This window comes from Alteromonas naphthalenivorans (assembly GCF_000213655.1).
In the GTDB taxonomy this organism is placed as follows: Bacteria; Pseudomonadota; Gammaproteobacteria; order Enterobacterales; family Alteromonadaceae; genus Alteromonas; species Alteromonas naphthalenivorans.
Map to the genome: position 1 here is coordinate 2,497,271 of NC_015554.1, position 21,974 is coordinate 2,519,244.

Annotated in this window: 18 protein-coding genes and 4 tRNA genes; 15 read left to right on the forward strand and 7 right to left on the reverse strand. The window is 41.6% G+C overall.

Annotation, left to right across the window (positions count from 1 at the left end; all coding sequences use genetic code 11):
- The first annotated feature begins 15 nt into the window (after window positions 1–15).
- The 13 genes from AMBT_RS10930 to AMBT_RS10990 all read left to right on the forward strand — a co-directional run bounded on the left by AMBT_RS10930 (window position 16) and on the right by AMBT_RS10990 (window position 11,296).
- A complete protein-coding gene (locus AMBT_RS10930; protein ID WP_208806010.1) occupies window positions 16–954 on the forward strand; it encodes a ribose-phosphate pyrophosphokinase in 939 nt (312 codons plus the stop codon).
- A 308-nt stretch (window positions 955–1,262) separates the two neighbouring features.
- Complete coding sequence (locus AMBT_RS10935) at window positions 1,263–3,662, forward strand: putative bifunctional diguanylate cyclase/phosphodiesterase (protein ID WP_013784691.1); 2,400 nt, start codon at window positions 1,263–1,265, stop codon at window positions 3,660–3,662.
- Between the two features lie 89 nt (window positions 3,663–3,751).
- A complete protein-coding gene (locus AMBT_RS10940; protein WP_013784692.1) occupies window positions 3,752–4,207 on the forward strand; it encodes a hypothetical protein in 456 nt (151 codons plus the stop codon).
- 101 nt (window positions 4,208–4,308) lie between these two features.
- Window positions 4,309–5,310, forward strand: coding sequence for an NADPH-dependent aldehyde reductase Ahr (gene ahr, locus AMBT_RS10945; RefSeq protein WP_013784693.1), 1,002 nt, complete (start codon window positions 4,309–4,311; stop codon window positions 5,308–5,310).
- A gap of 223 nt (window positions 5,311–5,533) precedes the next feature.
- Window positions 5,534–6,166, forward strand: coding sequence for a 50S ribosomal protein L25/general stress protein Ctc (locus AMBT_RS10950; RefSeq protein WP_013784694.1), 633 nt, complete (start codon window positions 5,534–5,536; stop codon window positions 6,164–6,166).
- A 5-nt stretch (window positions 6,167–6,171) separates the two neighbouring features.
- Entirely contained in the window at window positions 6,172–6,753 is a 582-nt protein-coding gene (pth, locus tag AMBT_RS10955; RefSeq protein WP_013784695.1) for an aminoacyl-tRNA hydrolase, read from the forward strand.
- Window positions 6,754–6,791: 38 nt separating this feature from the next.
- Entirely contained in the window at window positions 6,792–7,883 is a 1,092-nt protein-coding gene (gene ychF / locus AMBT_RS10960; RefSeq protein ID WP_013784696.1) for a redox-regulated ATPase YchF, read from the forward strand.
- A 178-nt stretch (window positions 7,884–8,061) separates the two neighbouring features.
- A complete protein-coding gene (locus tag AMBT_RS10965) occupies window positions 8,062–9,060 on the forward strand; it encodes a peptidylprolyl isomerase (RefSeq protein WP_193352897.1) in 999 nt (332 codons plus the stop codon).
- A gap of 172 nt (window positions 9,061–9,232) precedes the next feature.
- Window positions 9,233–9,309: transfer RNA gene (locus AMBT_RS10970), tRNA-Met, on the forward strand.
- Between the two features lie 40 nt (window positions 9,310–9,349).
- A tRNA-Leu gene (locus tag AMBT_RS10975) sits at window positions 9,350–9,434 on the forward strand.
- Between the two features lie 4 nt (window positions 9,435–9,438).
- Window positions 9,439–9,514: transfer RNA gene (locus AMBT_RS10980), tRNA-Gln, on the forward strand.
- 41 nt (window positions 9,515–9,555) lie between these two features.
- Window positions 9,556–9,631, forward strand: a tRNA-Gln gene (locus tag AMBT_RS10985).
- Between the two features lie 261 nt (window positions 9,632–9,892).
- Entirely contained in the window at window positions 9,893–11,296 is a 1,404-nt protein-coding gene (locus AMBT_RS10990) for an alanine/glycine:cation symporter family protein (RefSeq protein WP_013784698.1), read from the forward strand.
- A 91-nt stretch (window positions 11,297–11,387) separates the two neighbouring features.
- Here AMBT_RS10990 and AMBT_RS10995 read toward each other — a convergent pair whose 3' ends face one another.
- The 5 genes from AMBT_RS10995 to AMBT_RS11010 all read right to left on the reverse strand — a co-directional run bounded on the left by AMBT_RS10995 (window position 11,388) and on the right by AMBT_RS11010 (window position 15,752).
- A complete protein-coding gene (locus AMBT_RS10995) occupies window positions 11,388–12,005 on the reverse strand; it encodes a flavin reductase family protein (protein WP_013784699.1) in 618 nt (205 codons plus the stop codon).
- A 436-nt stretch (window positions 12,006–12,441) separates the two neighbouring features.
- Window positions 12,442–12,612 (reverse strand): hypothetical protein, encoded by a 171-nt coding sequence (locus tag AMBT_RS22695; protein ID WP_013784701.1) that lies wholly within the window; start codon window positions 12,610–12,612, stop codon window positions 12,442–12,444.
- A gap of 387 nt (window positions 12,613–12,999) precedes the next feature.
- Window positions 13,000–14,049: an acyltransferase family protein gene (locus tag AMBT_RS11000; protein ID WP_013784702.1), complete on the reverse strand. Its 1,050-nt coding sequence runs from the start codon at window positions 14,047–14,049 to the stop codon at window positions 13,000–13,002.
- A 103-nt stretch (window positions 14,050–14,152) separates the two neighbouring features.
- Complete coding sequence (locus tag AMBT_RS11005) at window positions 14,153–14,728, reverse strand: serine O-acetyltransferase (protein WP_013784703.1); 576 nt, start codon at window positions 14,726–14,728, stop codon at window positions 14,153–14,155.
- A 1-nt stretch (window position 14,729) separates the two neighbouring features.
- Window positions 14,730–15,752 (reverse strand): glycosyltransferase, encoded by a 1,023-nt coding sequence (locus tag AMBT_RS11010; RefSeq protein ID WP_013784704.1) that lies wholly within the window; start codon window positions 15,750–15,752, stop codon window positions 14,730–14,732.
- A 684-nt stretch (window positions 15,753–16,436) separates the two neighbouring features.
- Between AMBT_RS11010 and AMBT_RS11015 the strand changes: the two genes are divergently transcribed.
- On the forward strand, window positions 16,437–17,429 hold the full coding sequence (locus AMBT_RS11015; protein ID WP_013784705.1) for a hypothetical protein: 993 nt from the start codon (window positions 16,437–16,439) through the stop codon (window positions 17,427–17,429).
- 7 nt (window positions 17,430–17,436) lie between these two features.
- Here AMBT_RS11015 and AMBT_RS11020 read toward each other — a convergent pair whose 3' ends face one another.
- Window positions 17,437–18,558 carry an ISAs1 family transposase gene (locus tag AMBT_RS11020; protein ID WP_013782999.1) on the reverse strand — a complete coding sequence of 374 codons (1,122 nt, stop codon included), beginning with the start codon at window positions 18,556–18,558 and terminating at the stop codon, window positions 17,437–17,439.
- 175 nt (window positions 18,559–18,733) lie between these two features.
- Here AMBT_RS11020 and AMBT_RS11025 point away from each other — a divergent pair, with 175 nt between their 5' ends.
- On the forward strand, window positions 18,734–20,512 hold the full coding sequence (locus AMBT_RS11025) for a hypothetical protein (protein ID WP_013784706.1): 1,779 nt from the start codon (window positions 18,734–18,736) through the stop codon (window positions 20,510–20,512).
- A 115-nt stretch (window positions 20,513–20,627) separates the two neighbouring features.
- On the opposite strand, the gene AMBT_RS11030 is transcribed toward AMBT_RS11025, so the two are convergent.
- Complete coding sequence (locus AMBT_RS11030) at window positions 20,628–21,944, reverse strand: hypothetical protein (protein WP_013784707.1); 1,317 nt, start codon at window positions 21,942–21,944, stop codon at window positions 20,628–20,630.
- Window positions 21,945–21,974: the final 30 nt, after the last annotated feature.

The following is a 21,974-nucleotide window of genomic DNA, read 5'->3' on the forward strand; positions in this document are numbered from 1 at the left end:
CCACTTGTGCCAGATATGAAGCTCTTTGCAGGTAATGCCGTACCAGAACTTGCCCAGAAAGTCGCCGATCGCCTTTATACCAAACTCGGAAACGCCAAAGTAGGCCGTTTCAGTGATGGTGAAATTAGCGTAGAAATTCATGAAAACGTCCGTGGTTCGGACGTTTTTATTATCCAATCAACCTGTGCACCCACAAATGACAACCTAATGGAATTGATCGTGATGATCGACGCTTTGCGCCGCGCATCAGCAGGTCGTATTACTGCGGTAATTCCATACTTTGGTTATGCGCGTCAAGACCGTCGCGTTCGTTCAGCCCGGGTGCCAATTACTGCAAAGGTTGTCGCAGACTTTCTTTCTAACGTTGGTGTAGATAGAGTACTTACTATCGACTTGCACGCCGAGCAGATTCAAGGTTTCTTCGATGTACCTGTAGATAATGCATTCGGAACGCCTATTCTGTTGGCCGATATGGTTCAACGTGATTTCGCCGATCCGGTTGTAGTATCGCCAGATATTGGCGGTGTTGTTCGAGCACGTGCTACCGCTAAGCTACTTAACGATGCTGATCTTGCTATTATCGACAAACGCCGTCCTAAGGCGAACGTTGCTCAGGTAATGAACATCATTGGTGACGTTAATGACCGTGACTGTATTATTGTGGATGACATGATTGATACTGGCGGTACGTTAGCGAAAGCAGCTGAAGCATTGAAAAGCCATGGTGCACGTAATGTTTATGCTTACGCCACCCATGCGATTTTCTCTGGTAACGCAGCACAGAACCTAAAAGAATCTGTCATCGATGAAATTATCATTACCGATTCTATTCCGCTTAGTGCAGATATGCAGAAGATTGGAAAAGTGAAACAACTAACATTATCTGAAATGCTTGCCGAAACGATTCGTCGTATTAGCAACGAAGAGTCTATTTCAGCGATGTTTGAGTACTAGTTTCTAGCACTAGACGTGAGTACTCAACTCGAATAGTCGCTGCGAGCATATAAAGCGATTACCATTCGAACTTCACTTCTCGAAAAAGGGCCTACAGGCCCTTTTTTATTACCCGCATGTTTACTCTTTACTTCCTATATCCAAAACGTTTAAAAATTTTCAAAAAGTAGCCACGCTTTTACTATCCTTAAAGCTCTTAAACTATCGGTCGATAACTGAACCACGATTTAACGGTTTAATGCGATTTATTGCGCGTAAGCTTTCTTATCAGCGTTATCAATATACAAAGAATAAAAAAGGAGCGGTTAGTGAATGTAAGAAAAACACGCTCGTTAACAGCATTTTGGTATTGGTTAAGTCGATTTTGGACCGACCCCGATGCTACGTCTGAGCTGGCTAACTACTATCGTGCCCGGCAAATTGACTCTCTATCTCGACAACTTCCCCTTGCCAGCAGTGCAACTGTTCTCATCGTTATTTTATGTTCCTTTTTTGCTAATGGCCTTATTAATAGTGATTTCATGATTGCATGGTCGTTGTCATTACTTATTATCGCAGCCGGTGATGTTATTGCTTGGTACTTATTGGTTAAACGAAAAATTGAGAATACCGGCTCTAAGCGGGTGCAATTTCTCTTGGCACTCATGTTGGGATTGGCGGCTGTTTTATATGCGCAAATGACGACCGTATTACTTGGAGTATTGGATACCCAAGGTAAGATTATCTTAGTTGCTATTCTTGCAGCATTTATTGCAACTGGCGCTTGGCAGTTTGCGTCCTTACCCGCAGCCGCGTTATTTTGGGTTTTGTTCTTAACCTTGGGGGTATCAGTAGGTATCCACATAAGTTACCTTGGCGAGTATTTATTTATATCTGCATTGCTGTTGATCTATTGGATATATCTAAGCTGTGTGGTGCTGGTTACATCGAAACGTTTTATTCGCGGGTTAGTGGCAGAAACCGCCATTGAACATCAACGCCAAGTGGTAGGCTTGTTGTTGAAAGATTTTGAAGAAAACGCCAGTGATTGGCTATGGGAAATTGATAGTCACGGATGTTTGAAGCATGTCTCGTTGCGTATGCAACATGTTTTAGGGAAGCCTGTACACCAACTCTCTGGCAGCCATTTTGTAAACTTACTTTCAGACAGCACATCTGCAGCGAACCAGAACGTGTTGAGGGAATTAGCAACTAATTTTCAGCAGAATGAGCCCTTCACGCAAGATAACATTCCTATTGAAGTCAATGGCGATACTAAATGGTGGTCGCTGACAGCCCAACCTCTTATAAATAGTACAGGTAACTTATCGGGCTGGCGCGGTGTAAGCACTGATGTGACAGATGCGCTACTTCGAGAAAAAGAGATGACATTTTTAGCCAACATCGACTCTCTGACTGGGTTGGCTAACCGTCATTTATTCGCCAAAACATTACATGAATGCTTTGCCGATGACGCTGAAGATGGAACGAAGACCCCTGAAATAATTAAGGATATAACCTTAATTACGTTAGATCTTGATAATTTTAAAGTGATTAACGATACGTTAGGTCACTTAGCTGGTGATGCGTTATTAAAAGACATTTCATGTCGATTTAAAGAAATCACGCCAAAGGGTGTTTTACTTTCAAGACTGGGTGGCGATGAATTTGCTTGGGTTTTCAAAAATAGCCTTACGCCGCTAGAAGCAACCCGTTTCGGTCAGAAAATCCACGAGTTATTGGCTGAGCCATGGTTACATCAAGAGCACTCATTTGATTTAGGCGCCAGTATAGGGGTAGCAAACGCGCCAATGGATGGTGTGTCCCCAGTGTCTCTTCAACGTGCCAGCGACATGGCACTATACGCAGCCAAGGCGAGCGGTAAAAACAAACTATGCTTCTACGACCCTAAACTCGATGAATATGCCATGTTGAGATTAGCGCTGTTAAGTGATTTTCGTCAAAGCTTTGCAGACGGCGACTTCGTTGTGCTCTACCAGCCTCAAATTCGGTTTAGCGATAATACGCTAATCGGTTTTGAGGCATTGGTTCGTTGGCACCATCCCGAACGAGGCGTCGTGTCACCTACCGATTTTATCCACCTGATTGAAGAAAATGGCATGATAGTCCAGTTAGGGGAATGGGTTTTAAGACAGGCCTGTAGTGATGCTATGAACTGGCCTGCGCCACTGCAAGTTGCGGTGAATGTGTCTCCCGTTCAAATTGAGCGAACCAATTTACTCACTACGGTGATCAAGGCGCTTAAAGCAACCAGTCTGCCCGCTTCTCGATTAGAACTTGAGTTAACTGAATCATCATTAATGTGTGATGGCGACAGCACAATCATGCTTTTAAATAGCTTAAGAGAACAAGGCGTTCGGATCGCATTGGACGATTTTGGTACAGGGTACTCTTCTCTGTCTTACCTTCAACGTTTCCCTTTTGACAAGCTAAAGGTAGACCGAAGTTTCGTTATTGCCGCGTCAGAAAACGTTCAAAACGTAAACAGTGCAAATGCGGAATCTATCTTGTCAGCAATACTACAATTGGCTAATGCATTACACTTGCAAACCACTGCAGAAGGTGTAGAGACACAAGACGTTTCCACTTTGCTACAAAAGCTAGGTTTTACTAATGCACAGGGCTTTTTCTATGGTCGCCCGATGACCGCCGAACACGCTGAAAATTTCATCAGCCAATGGCCTGACATTCAAAATAAAGAGAACTAAATCTGCTTTAAAGTAGTCTTTCTTTATAGCCATATGGCCACTTTCGGTTTACGGTTGGTATCTAATAAAAAACTATAAAAGAGGCATTTATGAAATTCACTCGTACATTATCTACGCTGTCAGCCGTCACATTATTATTTGTCCTTGCTGGCTGCTCTAATGAAGACGACACCACAGTTGATGTTAAAGAAGAGCCCCTTATGACTGAAAAAGCAGATGAAAAGCCTCAGCAAGCCTTTGTCCCTAAAACTGCCGAACAAAAACGTCTTAGCGCATCTGGTGAAGCCAGTGAAGTTACCCTAACCGGCACCATTGTGTACAAAGAAATGGAAGGCGGTTTTTACGCTTTTATTGCTGAAAATGGGGACCGCTACACGCTTCAAAAACTGGATAAGAAATTTCATAGAAATGGCTTAATCGTTAAGATAACCGGCATGCCTATGCCAGATCTTATGACTATCACCCAATACGGCACCGTGTTAAAAGTCGATAGTGTAGAAATACTCGACGCTAGCAGAGTGATAGGAAACGCATCTTCTCACTAAGCATGCCTCGACTACGTATTGCTTGGCAAGAAAAGGGAAACGGTGATCGATTACGGCTAGCTACGCCGTACAAACGTCACTGTTAATACTAGGAGTAACAAATGATTAATGCATATGCAGCAAAAGAGCCAGGTGGAAAACTGGAAAGGTTTGAATATGATCCCGGCGAATTAGCCTCTCACGATGTAGAGATAGACGTGGAGAGCTGCGGCATTTGTCATAGTGATTTAAGCATGTTGGATAATGAATGGGGTATAAGTGAATACCCATTCGTACCAGGCCATGAAGTGGTAGGAACAATAAATGCGGTAGGCGAACACGTTACGTCATTGAAAGTAGGTCAGCGAGTTGGCTTAGGCTGGCACGCCGGCTATTGTAATAGCTGTGGCACCTGTGAGTCTGGCGATCAAAATTTATGTTCTAATGCCACAATGACAATTGGCGGTCGCCACGGTGGATTTGCCGATAAAGTTCGAGCCCAAGCTACGGCGGTAGTCCCTATCCCTGATGGTATAGACCCACAAAGTGCAGGGCCACTATTTTGTGGTGGCATTACTGTATTTAATCCCTTAGTACAATTTGATATTAAACCCACTTCGGTGGTTGGCGTGGTAGGTATTGGCGGCCTAGGTCACTTAGCATTGCAGTTCTTAAATGCATGGGGATGTAAGGTTGTTGCTTTCACTTCAAGTGAATCGAAGAAAAAAGAAGCGTTAGAGCTAGGCGCTCACGAAACCTTAAATAGCCGTGATAAAGACGAACTTAAAGCCGCCGCGGGTAAGTTTGACCTTATTATTTCTACCGTGAATGTGAAGCTTGATTGGAACTTGTATCTCTCGACGTTAGCGCCTAAAGGCCGTTTACACTTTGTGGGTGCAACGTTAGAGCCTTTAGACATAGGCGCGTTTAACCTTATTGGTGGCCAACGTTCAGTTTCAGGTTCGCCGGTAGGTAGCCCGGCTACTATCAAAACCATGCTGGATTTTGCTGCGCTGCATGATATTGCGCCAGTAACCGAAACCTTCAAGTTCGATGACGTTAATGAAGCAGTACAACGACTTCGAGATGGTAAAGCCCACTATCGCGTAGTGTTAACTAAATAAGCTTTAGGTTAGTGGTTAGTAAGGCTTCTAATATTATGAAGCCTCGCTAACATAAGCACACCCGCCAAGTAAAATTTGTATGTTATAGGCCTCGGTGTTAGAATTCGCCGCCCTCAAAATTTGAGGCGGCGATTGTTGTATACAATTTGTAGCTACAACGCCCTATAACAGTAGGTTCTGGTCGCAAGAACTTACATTCTTAATTTTTTATTGGAGACATATAATGTCTAAAGCAATTTTTACTCTGGACGCTACTGTACGTACAGACCTAGGGAAAGGTGCGAGCCGCCGCCTACGTCGTGAAGACAAGCTTCCTGGTATCATCTACGGTGGTGAAGAAGCGCCAGTGTCGATCACTCTTGATCACAACAAAGTAAACAACGCTGCTGACTTTGAAGCGTTCTACTCTCACGTTCTTACTTTGAACGTAGACGGAAAAGCTGTTGAAGTACTCGTTAAAGACATGCAACGTCACGCTTTCAAGCCTCGTATTCTTCACGTTGACTTCCAGCGCGTAATCGCAGGTCAAGAGTTACACACTAACGTACCTCTTCACTTCATCAACGAAGACAAGTCTGCAGCTATCAAAGCTGGCGGTATCGCTGAGCACCACGTAAACGAAATCGAAATTACGTGTCTGCCTAAAGATCTTCCAGAATTCATCGAAGTAGATATTGCTAACGTTGAAATGGATTCTACTCTTCACTTGTCTGACCTTACACTACCTGCTGGTATCACGTCTGTTGAGCTTGGAAAAGACGACGAGACTCACGACCTTGCAGTAGTCACTGTTAAGCCTGCTCCTAAAGCAGCTGATGCAGAAGAAGGCGACGAAGAAGCAGCTTCTGAGGAATAATCAGCTTGGCTGATATCCGACTTATCGTGGGCCTGGGAAATCCAGGCCCCGAATATGATAATACCCGACACAATGCCGGTGAATGGTTTCTAAACCAACTTGCCGACACCTTCAATACCCCGCTAAAACCAGAATCCAAATTCTTCGGTAAAACTGCTCGCGTAACTATTGCTGGGCATGATGTACGTTTACTTTATCCTACAACTTTTATGAATAAGAGTGGTCAGGCTGTAGCGGCATTAGCCAATTTCTACCGTATTGAACCCGAACAAATTTTAGTGGCCTTTGACGAACTCGACTTACCTCCCGGTGTAGCAAAATACAAAATAGGCGGTAGCTCTAGTCAAAACGGTATTAGAGACATTGTGGCAAAATTGGGTAACAATAAAGACTTCTTACGCTTGCGTATTGGTATTGGACATCCGGGTCACAAAAGCCGTGTTACCGGACATGTATTAGGTAAGCCCCCCGCTGACGAAAAAATGGCTATAGAAAGTGTCATTGACGAAGCTGTGCGTTGTACCGAAATACTCCTTAAAAACGACCTGAAGCAAGCGCAAAATCGGCTACACTCCTTTAAGGCGTGAGCCTAAGCTAGCACTAATTCCAGACAAGGATCCCTACCATGGGTTTTAAATGCGGTATTGTTGGACTACCAAACGTAGGTAAATCAACACTCTTTAATGCACTGACAAAAGCAGGTATTGAAGCGGCAAACTTCCCTTTTTGTACCATAGAGCCCAACACAGGTGTTGTACCTGTACCGGATCTTCGCTTGGACAAACTGGCTGAAATTGTAAACCCTCAGCGTGTTATTCCAACCACAATGGAATTCGTTGATATTGCAGGTTTGGTTGAAGGCGCTTCAAAAGGTGAAGGTTTAGGAAATAAATTCCTAGCTAACATCCGTGAAACCGATGCAATTGGCCACGTGGTTCGCTGTTTCGACGACGAAAACATTGTTCACGTTGCAGGCAAGGTTAACCCACAAGACGATATTGATATTATCAATACCGAGCTTGCACTTTCAGACTTAGAAACCACAGAAAAAGCCCTACACCGTGTTGCTAAACGCGCTAAAGGTGGCGATTCTGATGCTAAGTATGAACTTAAAGTATTGGAAAAAATTAAACCTCACTTAGATGAAGGTTTATTACTTCGCTCTTTAGAACTGACTAAAGAAGAGCACGCTGCAATCAGCTACATGAACATGCTTACCCTTAAGCCAACCATGTACATTGCAAACGTTGACGAAGACGGTTTCGAAAATAACCCATACCTAGACAAAGTACGCGCTATCGCTGAAGGCGAAAATGCCGTAGTAGTTGCAGTATGTGCGGCTATCGAGTCTGACATTGCTGAGCTTGAAGACGACGAGCGTGAAGAATTCATGCAAGACATGGGGCTTGAAGAGCCAGGTCTTAATCGTGTTATTCGTGCAGGCTATAACTTGCTTACCCTTCAAACCTACTTTACGGCAGGTGTTAAAGAAGTACGTGCTTGGACCTTTCCTGAAGGCTCTACCGCACCTCAAGCAGCTGGTAAGATTCACACCGACTTCGAGAAAGGCTTTATTCGTGCCGAAATCGTTAGCTACGATCACTTTGTTGAATTCAACGGTGAACAAGGCGCGAAAGACGCCGGTAAGTGGCGCTTAGAAGGTAAAGAATACATTGTTAAAGATGGCGATGTAATTCACTTTAGATTTAACGTGTAAAAAGAAATGTAGCCTACTAGCGTTTCTATTTACGCCAAAAAACCACCCTTAGGGGTGGTTTTTTATTGCCTGTAGAATTAGTTGTTGATTTAACGGGCAATGACTCGGTACTTTAAACACATAAATAGACACTTATACCAGTGTTAATAATATGATTTACATCAGGGCTTACAATAAAATGATTAAAAGACTCGTCCATTCACTTTCTTCGCTTACTCAGATATCAGCACTTTTACGGGTATCAGCACGTCCACAGATATCAGCATTGGCAGTATCGCTCTGTGTGGCCTTTTTGGGCGTAAGCAGCGTAGTGTCTACCGCGCACGCAAATAATCATGAAAAAAGCCCTGAGGCCACTCAGGTAAAAGAAAAACTCTTGATGGATACCGACATCACCAACAAATGGTACAAAGTGCCTAACAAACATATCGTTACTTTTGAAACACACTATGGTGATGTGGTCATCGCGCTGAACCCCGCTTTAGCGCCTCATCATGTAAAACGCTTTCGTAAGCTAATAAAAAGTGATTTTTATCAGCAGCAGTACTTCTACCGTGTGGTCGATGGTTTTGTTGCACAAGGAGGGAGTAATGAAAGCCATGAGCCCTCGCCAGAAACCGGTAATTTGAAAGCTGAGTTTGTTACCCCACTTTCATCTTCTGCGGTTGTTATAGAAGAAAACGACATGTTTGCCCCCGCGACAGGTTTTCTAAATGGGTTTCCTGTAGGAATAGACAGCACGAGAAATGAAATGTGGGCACTTCACTGCCCTGGCACGGTCGCTTTTGCCCGTAATAGTGAAAAGGACACTGCCAGCACCGAGTTTTATATTGTGATTGGACAAGCGCCGCGGCACTTAGATAGAAATATGTCAGTTATTGGGCGTGTACTCGAAGGAATGGAAGTATTGCAGCAATTACCAAGGGGCCCAATAGAAAATAGTGGCGTTATTGAAGTGCCTTCGGATAAGAGCCAAATTAGAAATAGTTACGCAGGTAACAAAGATACGTCGGGTAAACAGTATTATATTCAGCTTCCTTCGCATCCCGAATACCAAAAACGTATGAAAACTGGGCAAACACTCGATAATTCTTTCTTTCATGACAAAATTTATAGTCCTAGACCTATAGATGTTTGCTATTACCAGACTAAAACTTCATCAACGCCATGGAATTAAGTTTGGGTTTATTGGCGATATTTGATTAAATTCACTGCACTTTGGCTAGATTTTAAACCTGGATGCACAGATATTAGCCACTTAGAAAAAGTTAGTAAAAAAGGGGTTGACGGTCGCCAGTCATATCCGCATAATACGCGCCACTTCCTGAGAGGGAAAAGAAAAAGCCGGAGGCTATGTAGCTCAGTTGGTTAGAGCACATCACTCATAATGATGGGGTCGCAAGTTCGAATCTCGCCATAGCCACCAATTTTTCTTTTTATCTAACTTCTCTTGAGGTTCTGACTGTGCGGGAGTGGTGGAATTGGTAGACACGCTGGATTTAGGTTCCAGTGCTTCACGGCGTGAGAGTTCAAGTCTCTCCTTCCGCACCACAGTTGGGGTATAGCCAAGTTGGTAAGGCAGCGGGTTTTGATCCCGCCATTCGTAGGTTCGAGTCCTGCTACCCCAGCCATTTTTTCCTAGTAATTGCGCTTTTGCTGCGTGGTTATCACTTGGGGTATAGCCAAGTTGGTAAGGCAGCGGGTTTTGATCCCGCCATTCGTAGGTTCGAGTCCTGCTACCCCAGCCATACATAAGAAACCGGTCCTTCGACCGGTTTTTTGTTTTCTGGCATACATAAAGTTGTAATCTAACTACTTATTCCCTCTTCACTCTTTTTTTCCACATGCTACTATATTTGCTTACTGTGTCTTTTGAGCTCTCCAGCAAGGTACTCTTTTTAAGTACGCTCTTTTAAGGTTCATCAATTTTAGATAGTAGCCTTTTAAGCGATAAACAGCCTCTTGAGGTTTTCTACGGGTCTCACAACAACAAAAGCAAAGGAAAACGCGTGATAGAAAACTTTGTCTCGGCGGTAAATAACGTTTTATGGGGTAACGGCCAAGTATTAATCATCATGCTATTAGCATGTGGTATTTGGTTTACCGTTAAATTAGGTGGTGTTCAATTACGTCATTTTGGTCACATGTTTACTTTGTTAAAAGGAAGCAATAAATCGACCAAAGACGGTATTAGCTCATTTCAGGCACTGTGTACTAGTTTATCTGCCCGAGTAGGTACCGGTAACTTAGCAGGGGTAGCGGTAGCCATCTCGCTTGGTGGCTCTGGTGCTATCTTTTGGATGTGGATGATTGCCATACTAGGCATGGCCACAGGCTTCGCTGAGAGCGTTTTAGGGCAATTGTATAAAGTACGTGATGAAAACGGTGAGTTTCGTGGCGGCCCTGCGTATTACATTAAACAAGGTTTGAATAAAACCTGGTTAGCAGTAGCCTTTTCTTTATGTCTTTTCTTCGGTTACGGCTTTGTATTTAGTGCGGTGCAAGCCAACACCATCACTGATGCGTTAAACAACGCGTATCAGTTCCCCAGCGAATACACGGGCATAGCGATTATTGCTCTAGCCTCTTTAATCGTAATAGGTGGCTTACGGGGCATTGCTAGATTTGCTGAATTTGTTGTGCCTTTTATGGGTATTGGTTATGTCTTAGTGGCATTGGGGATTACCTTTATCAACATCTCAGAACTTCCTGCTATGTTGATGGATATCATCAAGTCTGCATTTGGATTGCAAGAAGCCGGCGCGGGCGCATTAGGTGCAGCGATTAAAAACGGTATTCAGCGCGGCCTATACTCAAACGAAGCCGGAAGTGGCTCTGTGCCACATGCTGCGGCCAGTGCAGTGCCTAATCCTAACCACCCAGTGTCACAAGGTTACATTCAAATGCTGGGCGTGTTTTTAGATACTATGGTGCTGTGTACCTCTACCGCCTTCATTATTCTACTTGCAGGCGGCTCTAGCTCCGAGCAAATGGAAGGCATTAGATTAACCCAAGATGCAATGAGCAGCCATTTAGGCGAAGGCGGAACCGACTTTGTTGCCGCAGCCATTAGCTTGTTTGCGTTTACTTCGGTTGTAGCCAACTATGCCTACGGCGAAAGTAACTTACATATGTTCAAACTCGATAACCGTGCAGGCCGAGCTGCCTACACGATAGGTTACTTGGGAATGATTTACTGGGGTGCTCAAGCGGCCATGCCACAAGTATGGGCCATGGCCGATATGGCATTAGGGTTAATGACTGTTATCAATATCATTGCTATCGTGTGGATGACACCTACTATCGTATCTATCAGCAAAGATTACTTTGCTAAGCGCGATAGAGGTGAAAAGGTAGAATATAAAACTGGAGACTGTGAGATTCAGGGTAAATCTGAAGACGGTATTTGGTAAGCTTTTTAGTTAAAAATAAAGCTAAAGCAGTGGTCACTATTTTGTGAACTTTTAAATAGTTGCCACTGCTTTTTTATCGTTACAGCCCAATTTATTTTGGTCTGAAAAGCTCAAACATGTTGCTACTGTCTACGGTGAAATAATCCCCTGCTCCACCACCGCGCATGACAGGTTCAGCTTTCAACGTTTTATACACACCCGCTTCAATCATGTCCTTTTGAATATGCACACCTACGACCTCCCCCATCACAAACCAACTTTCACACAAGCCGCCTTGCGCATTTTTTAGCTGTACGATATCGGTAAGCTTACATTCCATACTAACGGGGCTTGATTTTACTCGTGGCACATCAACAATGTGTGAAGCTGCTGTATCTAAATCTGCAAACGCGAATTCATCTTCATCGAAAGCTAAAGCCGCACTGGTTTGATTCATAGCCTCTAATAATGGTTTGCCGACAAGATTCCAACAGAACTCACCGGTTGCTTTAATATTTTTCAGCGAATCTTTATCACCCACGCTAGAAAAACCGATAATAGGTGGCGTGTAATTTAGTGCATTAAAAAAACTGTAAGGCGCGAGGTTTAGCTTACCGTCTTTACTTTTTGATGAAATCCAACCAATTGGCCTAGGAGCGATAATGGCGTTGAACGGATCGTGTGCGAGGTTGTGACCTAACTTGGGTTCGTAAAAATGAATATCGGACAAGAGTTTTCCTTAGCAGCTACTATCGTCAATTTACTAACGTTATTTTACCAATACGAGTATAGCGGCTAAGGCGTTTAAATAGCAGTACCGGTTATATTAATTAGGTGATGAGTATTCGTCATTGACTTACATAACGAAGGGAACAAAAAAACGGCGTAAAGCCATGCTTATACGCCGTTTCGTCACAATAAATCAATCTTGCGAATTACTTACTTCTTCGCTTTTTTAAGCTCTTTCTTAAGCTTTTTAAGTTTACCTTCTTGCTTAGAAATTTTAGCTTTTGTTACTTTGATTTCTTGTTTAACTTTTTTAGCTTTAGCCATTATGAATATCCTTTTTGTGCTATTTTTTATTGAGTGAAGAACGCAAGGCAATATGCGCCCACTCGATGTAATCACTGGTTTAAGAGCAGTGCATTTTTGATAAAGCAGAAGCGCTAATCCGAAGACTTGGCTTTTTGCTCTTCAGTGAATTCTTTAATAAATCGCCTGATTTCTCTAGCCGCTGTAGTATCTAACTCTTCGCAGAGATGAATGAAGTCAGCACGCTCCTGATCGTTAATACGAATGATCAGCTGACTATTCTTTTTTTTCTTCTTCTTATCCAACGTAAGTCCTCATCAAGAACGGTATTATCTACAAAAGCCAGCCTGTAAAAGCCAGCACATACCAGTTCATGCGATTTATGGCTATACAGCATATAGCATTTGTATATACATTAAAAGTTTAATATCTAATACTAGGGATATCCTCTGGCCTCTATAGTTAAAGTGTCAACGCTATAGCTTGGTAGAGGCTAGGTTATAGAAAAAGAAGGGGCTAAATATCTGCGATAGACCTAACCGATAGGCAATAGACTTTGGTTGGCTACAAAGGCAAAGCAATAGCTTTAAAATGCAATACCACAACTTAAAGTAAACAAGCGTCAATACGTACGATAGAAGTGGCATATCGGTCGTTGAGCTTTCGTAAAGTCCAACGACCACCAAGTACAGTTAATTAAAAAAAACCAAACCGCCTACGATACCAATTAAAATGGAGGTGTAAGCGTAAATAATTACATTCACTCCCCTCTCATGAGAAAACCAAAGCTTTCTTTTTTCATGGATTTTTTTATCTACAATAATGTATAAAAACGTAGCCAGAGCATAGCTTATAAAAGCGTAGATAAAATGCTCTATTGGGCTAGCCTCTAGAGCAAAAACTTTAAAAATAGCATTCGTTGAAATCAATCCGATCCAATGATTTAAATAGAGAGGATAAGATATTCCACCGAGTAACGCACCTGCCCCCGTTTTCTTACCTTTGATGGTCAATGCTAATACTATGGATATAGCAAAAATTGGTGCAACCAATTTGTAAGAAGCCGTTGTTAGAAGAAGAATAAACGCGCCAATCGATATCACAGCAGATATTAACCGAGTTGTATCGCACATTATAATCTTCGGAAACCTATTATTTACAATAGCCGCAATAACACCTAAACATAGCGTTACATAGCTTCCAACGAACAATAATAGAACTGATAGTAAACACCAAGTGATTAAACTTTTACCTATTTTGGGAACTACAACCAGAAGCAAAGGTGCAACTAAGTAGAATTGCTCTTCAACATTGACGCTCCAAAAATGATTGCCAGTTCCGTCTAAAGGCATCATGTCGCCCCACTCTGCGAGTTGGGGCGGGCCGAAAATATTATAGACCCATGTAAACTTGTAAAAAACAAATTCGAGCCACTTGTCAGTGATAGGCTCTTTTAAAAGGCTAGCTAATATAAGCAGGGTAAACGCTAAATAATATGGAATCCAAATACGAATAGCGCGATTGAAATAGAACTTAGGCATATCCTCTGATCTAGTTTTCAGCAAAATTCCACCAATCAGCCAGCCGCTTAAAGCGAAGAATACCTCTACCGCGAGCTTCCCAGCGTAAGTCCACTCAATTAAGTCGCCGTGATAGAACATTACAACGCTGGCAAGAAAAAACCTTAAGAAGTCAAAGTAAGGATAATAATCCGCCGGTTCACGCTTTAGATTCTGTTCCATGTGGAAATTTTCAATCTCTATTTGTCAAAGTGAGTTTTATAGAAGTATGATGATTTTTAGCTTTATCCATCCGCTTATTAAAAAGGACAAACTATCTTTTAATCTACTTGTTTATTCGAATTATTTTACTAGGTACCCCGACAACAACTGCACCATCGGGGACGTCTTTGATTACTACTGCATTAGCACCAACCACGGCATTTTTGCCAACCGTGATATTACCGACAATAACCGCTCCAGCTCCGATACTAACCCCGCTACTGATAGTTGGTTTAGCATTCAAATCTTTCGTATCGGCCACGCCAAAAGTAGTATTTTGTCGGATAATTACATCCGAGCCTATAGACCTAGCGCCCAGAATCATTCCGCCGAAATGTTCTAATTTAACCCTTCTTCCAACTGGAACGTTGTATGAGAGTTTGATTCCGCACAAAATTTCACAGCTTTTAAACATCGCCTTGTAAATCAGACTAAACGGCATTCTTAATAGTTTAGGTTTGACGCTCATTCTCCAGTTACCAAAGCGATGCCAAAATAGCGTCCAAAAACCTTGTGAGCCAAATTTACGCTCGTGAACAAAGAAATCTTCTTTAATTAAGGCCCAATAGCCAATATCAGAAGGATTATTGTTCAAACTACCGTCATCTAGTGGTGCTGCTGTATTTCGTTCTTCTTTCAATTTATTTGTTCTCTTTTACTGCAGGGAAATGCCTTGCCGTTGGATCACGAGTAAAAAGAGGCTTCAAAGAATAATGCCAAAAATCGTTGGTATAATTAGTTGGTAAACTAGGCTTCTTTGACGTTACTTTGGTAAGGAGTAGATTGAATAATGACAATACGTAGTTCGAAACAGCTATAAAGCGTGCCGTCCATATACCATGAGTTTTTACGAAATATATTCTCCAACTATCATAAATATATATTGGTTTTCGGTTCTCTTCATGTTTCCCATCTTTCATACCTGTCGCTGCTCCAGCCGCATGAATTACTTTCGCTTTGGGGTGAAACCATACGTTATAGCCTTTTGCCCTAATCCTATGCATTAATTCGGTTTCTTCATAATATAAGAAAAAACTGGGATCAAAAAAACCGACGTCTTCTAACACTGAAAATTTCACCATGAAGGCTGCCCCAGTAACCCAATCGGTACAGTAAGCTTTTTCAGAAGGCTGAATAGCTACTGTTTTATGCTTAAACAATCGATGAATAGGCCCAACCCCCAATGCTGAAACAGACTCACTGATAAAAGTTGGAAAACGGAATGAGGATACAACAGGTTGATTAGTACCTTCTCTTAAAACTAAAGCCCCTGCGGCTGCTGAATTAGGATCAGTTTGTAGTCTACTCGCGAGAATGCTAACAACATCGTTTTGAAGGTATGCGTCAGGGTTAAGGAAGAAAACGAATTCTGGCTTTTCTGTAGAAACCTTCAGGCGCTCCAACACAACATTGTTGCCAGAACCGAAACCACTATTTATTTTTTCGGGCAATACTTCTACTTCTTCACCCCATCCATAGCTAGAATGAGCTCGATTCAATATATTAACATCATCTTTGGGAGAGCAATTATCTACAACAAAAACCTTGATGCGTATATTGTTACTTTTCATCAAAAGAACAGATTCAACTGCCTTTACAGTCAAGTCTGCAGTACCGTAATTAATAATAATTGCTGCAATATATTTGCAGTCATCCTTCAACATTAAAAATTCCTTTTTGCTACCATTTAAAATTACAGTTACACCTAAAATGCTGTTGGTAACGTTTTATCCTAAGAGGTAAATAGTTTATATTTTATGGTCTCTATTCTATACCGCGCATCATCTGAATTACTAGAAAGAATAGGTTGATATAGGGACTCAACTGCCCGTATGTAAGGCTTCTATTTGGTTTTTGTTTGATATTTATATATACAAGTTTACTTGACCACAGGTTAATCTATCGTTTAGTCAAAGCGAACGTATGAATTTTAAGTGGTTACATTTTAACGTTTCTACAGCAATTCCGAAGTATTATTTAATACTAAAAAAGCTTGCAGGACAATGTCTATACTTGTAACGCTGCTTAACTAGCCTTAGGATGCTATTTGCGCTCACACAACTCCATCTTAAATTGTTTACGTATTTTGTAGCTGACACCATATTTAACTATGAACACATTAGTTTGTATACATCGCTTCATCAAGGATACTTAGGCCAAGAGCCATTCCATTTATAAGTTACATTTTGAAAAATCACTCGACATAACTTTAACTTGGAAAGTAGCAAAAAAGTTATTTAAACATTATTTTCCAGAGTTTTTTATCGACTTACGTCAAACTTATACAATGCTACTGCGCTAGACGCTAGTCAGTTTCTTTTAGCTGAAATTTTCAGGGGTCGTGACAAGTGAACTACTCTATATTTATAGTCATTGTAATCTTCATCGTTATAGTAACTTCATCCGCTACCAAAGGTGCTCAACCCAGCTTTTCTATTCTCGACGATATCAAACAATCGAATGTGGAATCTTTCACAACGACCCTACCTGCCTTTGGCAACGGAGTTAAGCTTAGTGAAGGCGGAGGGTTTGAGCCTATTATTTTTCGCAGCATGTTTACTGCAACAAATGACTCTCCTAATACCGTTTATATACACAGAAAGGCATTAAGCCATTATGATTCATGGAACGAAGGTGCCTTTAATGGAGCATCAGTTGAGGTATTAAGAATAGAGAATGGTGAATTTAAATCCATTCGAAATTCGAAAGTTGCCATCGATGGACATAGGGCATCTGGCTGGCAACCACAGTTTTCTGGATTAGCAGTGCCAGCTAACAAAAACACATTTAATATTTCAATACCTGGTTGGAGTAAGCCACAAACAGAATATTATTATGCGGTCAGGGCTGTCGATAAAAATTATCAATTATCAAAATTCTCTAATTTTATAGCTTTAGTCCCACCTATAGCCTCACAGAATCAAAACAGTAAAACAGGTTTAACAAAAGTAAACCTACACGAGAAACTATCACCTATTCATGCGCCTACAAACTTACATATTGCAAAAAACATAGACAATTCCTTAGCCATTAGTTGGAATTCAGTGAAAGACGCAATAGGCTACATCATCTACCGTTCGGATAAGCATCCAGAACACCATCGTGGATATTCACTAAAATTGAATGAAACGGGTCCTCCTATTAAAGAGGGAGATCTAATTATCCTTAGGCACAAGTTATACTCTCCAAAAAGAGAATACCTATTAACCAATCGTGTTTGGAAAGCTAAGGGGGTTGCAGGTAAATTCTCACAGCCCATGTTAGGTAGTCTCAGCAATGACGAGAATAGTGCACAATGGGAATTAGTTAAGCACCCCCCAAATACCAGGGCAACCGCATGAGTGCTCACTAATTAATCATGCCACTAAAACCCGCAGTTAGCACAGCTTCCAGATAGCTGGCTTTCATCCAAGCCCGTTTTTGCTTGGCGGGTATGCTGCCTTTTGATGACTCTGCCCGCAACATGTTTAGCGCTAAATGGCGTAGCATCGACCAGTTTTCGGCACCGTGATTCTGGTGTATCTGGCAGTCGTCTTCACCCATGCTGACATCCAGTACCCAATGCAAGCTGTTCTCTACAGCCCAGTGAGAACGTACTGCTTCGGCTAGTTGCTTCTCACTTAATGGTGCGGAGCTGATATGGTAGCGATATGTCAGTTCAGGTGCTTTGCCTTGTTGTTGGCGGAAGCTCATGCTCATGCCAAGCGTCTTTAACTCAGGCCATTGCGGGAACGCTTTGCTCACGTCATCAGCACTTAACACATGGTATGTCCGGGCTTCTATGCGACCCCGCTTTTGCTCGAAGGTTAAGCCACCAAGTGGTGCTTCCCGTGTCTCAGTAAACGCATCCTCGACTGCTTTACAGAGCTTGCCCTGATTGCTTTTGAGTGTGAACAGGTAATCACCACCTTGCTCGACTATTTGCTCTGCGATGCTGGTCTGGCAGCCCATAGCATCAATTGATACCAAGGTGTCCTGAACATCAAGTAACTGAATAAGCTCAGGGATCGCTGTAATTTCGTTCGACTTCTCTGAGGTTTTAACCTGACCTAAAACGACTTTATTGGTGCAGGCAAACGCGTTGACCATGTGTATCGTTGATTGGCGGTCACCGCGCTGGTAGGAGCTTCGCAGCGTTTTACCGTCAATCGCAATCAATTGTCCTTCGGTGCTTTCATGTACAGCCTGCATCCAGTTGATAAAGCAAACTCTAAACTGCTCTGGGTCGATACGCGAAATGGTACGGGCAATAGTGTCATCAACGGGGACGCCATCGCGCAAGTAACCATGTTGTTGGAACCAGCCAATATGACCGTCGGCATAGTCCCGGATATCGCTCCACCCTTCGGCTCCAGCGACGACACCACACAAGGTGATAAACAAAATATCCTCAAGTGGATAGGTCACTTTTGCTGATTGACGCGTGTCAGATAATTCCCCAAAGTGGGTGGTGAAGGCTTCGATATACATGGTTTTACTCCCCAAAAAGAGAGTATAAGATCACGACTAAACCGGATCGTCAAACTGATCGTTTAGTTTCCGCCAACTGGTCAATAAATATTCACGATCTCACCCTGCCCCAAATACTAAAGTTATAGACGGCGGTGAGACGTTTCTATCTGCTGCGATCACCCCCCCTAATCTATTGAGTGTAGGGAGGTACAATCATTCGGGTACATCACAAAGTTGGTATGATGTTTTAGACCCTGCGAAAACCTATACATTTGAAGTTTGGCTTCGAGGTACTGGAAAGTTAAAAGTTATTGCACGTCGTCAAAATGAACATACTAATCTTGAGTTGACTAAGCAATGGAAACTACATAGTTTTGATTTTACTGTACCTGAATTATACGAAGATAGTAAAACTAGAAGAATAGATTTATTAATAAGTGGCGACGGTAAGATAAATATAGATAATTTAAGAATCTACCAAAAAGACGCCCCTTATTTAGGGTTGCTTCCTGATGACAAAACTTCTTTGAAAAAATCGGGCATGAGTTATTTACGAACTCACGGTTTTGTAAAAACTTTTCAAAAGACCTATGACTTAACGCAACTTACCAATCCAGCCGGCGTTACTTCATCAACTCACGGCAATACTTTGCCCCAGACACTTTCAGCATTTATGGATGTGGGAATTAAACCATGGCTTCAAATTGAACCACACTTTACGAAAGATGAATGGTTAGGACTAATTGAGTTTATAGCAGCACCATATACACCGAGTACAAGCAGTCAAAATGAAAAACCTTGGGCTGCGAAGAGGTACTACTCGGGCCAAAAATTACCGTACACCGATGTATTTAATAACATAAGGTTTGAGATTGGTAACGAAACGTGGAACAGACTGTTTTCCCCATGGACGTTTCCTATAATGAAAGACGGTGTTACAAATGAGCATTACTCTTCAGGTGATACATATGGGCTTTATCAACGCTATGTATTATCTATATTTCGCGAAAGCCCGTATTGGGATCGATTACAGAATAAACTAGAACCTGTCTTAGGGGGTTGGAACATAAAATCGTATGGCCAGGAAGCGGCATCTAAAACACCGTTAACTCCACTATTAACCATAGCAGAATATAATGGCGGCTGGGATCAAGGTGAAGGTGTGGTAACCGATACACCCGAGGGGTATTCATCGTTACTGAGTTTTGCAGCGCAAACTGCTTCTTCAAGGGCGGTTAAGCATATTACTAAAGCTACTCAAATAGCGGAGCAGCGAGGAACTCATTTGAGCGTCGGAACATATGAAGCCGGCCCCGGTTACGCTAGAAATGGACTAAACAACGCCAAAGTTAGTAAAGCCCTATACGAAGAACAAGAACAAGTAATGAAGAGTGTCGCGGCTGGGACTGCAACTGTAGATACATTTTTAACTCTTACACGAGCAGGTTATATTACTCAGAATTTGTTCTTATTTCAAAGGGGTGACTACTGGAGTTCTCATGCAAAATGGTATTTGGGCGGTCACCCTTACCCGACATGGCAATGGTTAACACTTTTAAATAATAATGGTGAAGGTCTAGGAGACTTACTTAAGACAAAATCTGAAAATATACCAACTCGCGATGTGCCTGCAATTGCAAGAAGGAAGGCTTTAGATAACATGCCCATGCTCGACATTTATCCATTTTTGAATAACAAAATACTGACCATCGTAGTCATTTCCAGATTCAGTGAAAAAACGCAATCAGGCCCTGAAAACTACAGTGATATTACTATTAGAATTCCGTATGAAAAAACGGAATTAATTGAGAAGTGGTATATGACTGGCGACTATCGAACGAGCAATGCGAAAACCGTTAATTCCCAATTTTTGATGGACAAAAAATTAACTTCAATTAGAAACTCTAAGCTTAAAATCGATGAATTACCTCATGGACATACACAGGTTTACATTATAAAAATTGAAAATTAGCATGCAAAAAGTGAAATATATAACTGTATCGATAATATCTACCGGCTACCCCTAACTTAGGTTTCATACATATATGAAATTAGCAAGAAACCTTAATTTTTCTATCTCGAAAAGGTTAGGTTTGCGCCTTATTGTAATATGTACTTAGTGAAATGAGACCCCCGGAGACCAGCCAAATAAAGGGCATACTCCATGATGAATTAGGAATCTGATCTAAGAGGATAATCATTGGCATAACAGAAAAAATTTGCATCGCGTTTCTTTTGTAGCAAGAATCTGCTTTTTGAAATACATATACAGAATAGAGTACAACATTGAGAACCCAGAAAATAAAACCGTAACGCAACGTCCAAACCACCCACGTCCCATCGGGTATTAATCCTGCTAATATCGCCCTTCCCGACCCGCCATAACCTATTAGAAAATAATCTCCCAAATATTCGAGTAATAAACTTTCGTTATAAAACCTAAAATACAGAGAGTCTAATCTTTCTATTGCGAATATACCCTGTAAATTTGCATATAACCAATCCAGCGGTAGAATTGATGTGTAAACTACTAATGGATAAATACATGCAAAGACTACTATCGCCCTTAATAAAAAATTCCTAACAGTACTAAAATTAGTATAAAAAACGACCAACCCCACCAGCGCTAATACTATAGCCGTAGCCGACTTGAGCAATATAAGAGATACAAAAAACACAAAGATAAGTTGGTAATTTATGATTTTAGATATGAAGTACTGTTTCATTTTCGTTAAGGTAATCAGAGAAAAGAAACCACACAAGTAAATATTAGCAGTTAACAGTCCGTGGCCTAGAAAAACAACCGCCCTGAAACCATCATCACGGATTTGCTGTTTGAACTCATGAGGCGAGAAACCATAAATTAGTTTATGTAATTGAGGGCTGAACCTAATTTCGAACAATACAAAAGGCAAGTAAAGCAGTAGTGCGACGACTAACAACTTATAAATTTTAATTAAATCGGCTTCCGACTTTACAATATTAATTCCGATAATTAACGGTAGCAAGGCCAAGTAAGTCGCGATACTACTAGAAATTGCCTCATGGATCGTTAGCCCAGCTTTCCAAACGCCATTATAAAGTGGATTAGTGTTAAAAATAAAATTTATAAACGATATCGAAACAATAGCTACTATTATCCACCGCACAGTTCCTTTTTGCCCAAGCCAATAAAACGTATTTTTCTTAATCAATACGATACCAACTATGGAACCTATATACGACGCAACATACTTATCTATAGCGGGGATTAATGGAAAGTCTATTTCTACTCCGACAGGGAGTAATAACATTCCTCCGACAATTGCTATAAATGTAGCAGTGAGGGTATCGAACTTAAGAAAAAAAATACAACATAAAAGTGGCCATAGCGCTATTAAGCCTATGTTTAGATAATCTTGCATTACAACACTGCTTCTTTTTTATTGTTAGAA